Source organism: Methylophaga sp. UBA5088 (assembly GCF_002414625.1).
Taxonomy (GTDB): Bacteria; Pseudomonadota; Gammaproteobacteria; order Nitrosococcales; family Methylophagaceae; genus Methylophaga; species Methylophaga marina.
Genome location: NZ_DIAC01000058.1, coordinates 6,616 through 8,903, shown reverse-complemented (window position 1 = coordinate 8,903; position 2,288 = coordinate 6,616). Strand labels below are relative to the sequence as shown.

Sequence of the window (2,288 nt, the reverse complement as noted above, 5' to 3'; positions counted from 1 at the left end):
AAAAGATCCCGAAGCAGATCCTGTTATAAATGCTCAAGGTGAATTTGTTCCAGACACCGATTTAACTGATTACGAAAATGTGCCGTACTTAGATTCGATTCAAGATTACTTTGTCCGCGAAGTAATGCCGCATGTGCCGGACGCCTATATTGACGAAAGCTATACCGATGACAAGGACAAGCAGCTCGGTCGTGTAGGTTATGAAATCAACTTTAACCGCTTCTTCTACCAGTATCAGCCGCCTCGTAAGCTGCATGACATTGATGCTGAGTTGAAAAAGGTTGAAAACGAAATCGCAGCACTATTGGCTGAGGTGGCAACCGAATGAGTCACTACAAACCATACACTGCGTATAAAGAATCTGGCGTTGGATGGATTGAACCGATTCCAAAACATTGGGACATAGTTCGGATCAAAAGATTTACAACACTAAACACGGCGAGAACTTCTGAAGCTAGAGATAACATTCCCTATATAGGGTTAGAAGATGTTGAATCTGGATCTGGTAAATACGCACCAACAGAGAGTAACTCCCGGCAGTCTGATACCTCTACTGTAGGCGTTTTTTCTAAGGGCCAAGTTTTGTATGGAAAGCTAAGACCTTACCTTCGAAAAGCAATAATTACTGATTTTGACGGAGTGTGTTCTACTGAATTTCTTGCTTTACAACCTGATAGGGTTCTGCCTGAACTGCTTCAAAACTGGCTTCTATCACCCCATGTAACTCAGCAGATCGAGTCGACGTGTGAAGGCGCGAAGATGCCCCGTGCGGACTGGGAAGGTATTGGTAATATACTAATGCCTTTGCCACCGGTTGAAGAACAAATTGTAATTCGTGATAGAACCAGAGCAGAAGCCTCTCGTATTGACACACTCATTTCTAAGAAAGCTCGCTTCATTGAATTACTCAAAGAAAAGCGTCAGGCACTGATCACCCATGCAGTTACAAAAGGGCTGAACTCTGATGTGAAGATGAAGGATTCTGGCGTTGAATGGATTGGTGAAATACCGGAGCACTGGAAAATAGCTCAATTCAGGCGATTAGTATCCATTAAAAATGGTTCTGATCACAAAGATATAGAGGCTGAAAAAGGATTTCCTGTATACGGCTCTGGCGGTGTGTTTTCATACGCAACTAATTATATCTATGATGGTGAGTCGGTTTTATTAGGCAGGAAAGGCACAATAGACAAGCCACTGTATGTTAATGAAAAATTCTGGACTGTGGATACCATGTATTGGACACAAATCATGCCTAATGTAAACGGTAAGTTTTGTTATTACATTGCCAAGACAATTCCATTCGACTATTACGCTACAAACACTGCTCGTCCAAGTATGACGCAAACAGATTTAGGGTCACATTTGGTTGCATTTCCAGATCGCTCAGAGCAATCCCGTATAGCATCAGCGCTCGACTTCGAAACCACCCGAATCGACGAACTTATAAGTAAAACTCAAAAAAGCATAGACTTGCTCAAAGAGCGTCGTTCAGCTTTTATCACAGCGGCAGTGACTGGACAGATAGATTTACAAGGAGAACCCGCATGAACTCATCGGCTCATCAGGAAAAGCACTTTCAAAGCTATATCGTTGATCGGCTGGTCGAGCAAGGTTGGAAACTGGGTCATGCCAAATACTATGATAGCGATAGGGCGCTCTATCCTGAAGACCTTGAAAGCTGGATAAAGACTAGCGGCCAAGATGACAAGTGGGAAAAACTAGAGCGCTTAAACGGCACCAAAACTCTTGATGTTGTGATGGAGCGTCTAACCAAAGCACTGGAACAGCAAGGAACCGTTCAGGTACTGCGCCAAGGTTTCTCAATTGCTGGTTGCGGCCTGATTGAAATGACTGAAACAGCGCCAGAAGATAAGCGTAATCAGGCCGTCATTGAACGTTACAAAGCCAATATTCTTCGTGTTGTGCCCGAGCTGAAATATCACCCTGCGCGTGAGTTTGCGATTGATCTGGTTTTCTTCATCAATGGTCTGCCTGTGGCGACTGTTGAACTAAAGACTGACTTTACACAATCGGCTGAAGCTGCGATGGATCAGTATCGGCAAGATCGTTTGCCGCTTGACCCAAAAACCAAGCGTAAAGAGCCGTTATTAAGCTTTAAGCGAGGTGCAGTCGTGCACTTTGCTATGTCAGACTCCGAAATCATGATGGCTACCAAGCTAGATGGAGACAACACTTTCTTCCTTCCGTTCAATAAAGGCAACAATGGTCATGCAGGCAATCCACCTGGAGAAATCAAGCCCGATGGAACCCAAGAATATCCGGTG

2 protein-coding genes and 1 pseudogene are annotated in these 2,288 nt (G+C 44.2%); all 3 read left to right on the top strand.

Annotation, left to right across the window (positions count from 1 at the left end; genetic code table 11):
• Positions 1–328 (top strand): annotated as a pseudogene (locus B4K20_RS07790) (SAM-dependent DNA methyltransferase); the annotation flags it as partial.
• Positions 325–1,551, top strand: a complete 1,227-nt coding sequence (locus tag B4K20_RS07785; protein ID WP_289282481.1) for a restriction endonuclease subunit S — start codon at positions 325–327, stop codon at positions 1,549–1,551. The pseudogene B4K20_RS07790 and the gene B4K20_RS07785, both read left to right, overlap by 4 nt.
• The coding region (locus B4K20_RS07780; RefSeq protein ID WP_289282480.1) for a type I restriction endonuclease at positions 1,548–2,288 on the top strand (741 nt) is incomplete at its 3' end. The genes B4K20_RS07785 and B4K20_RS07780, both read left to right, overlap by 4 nt.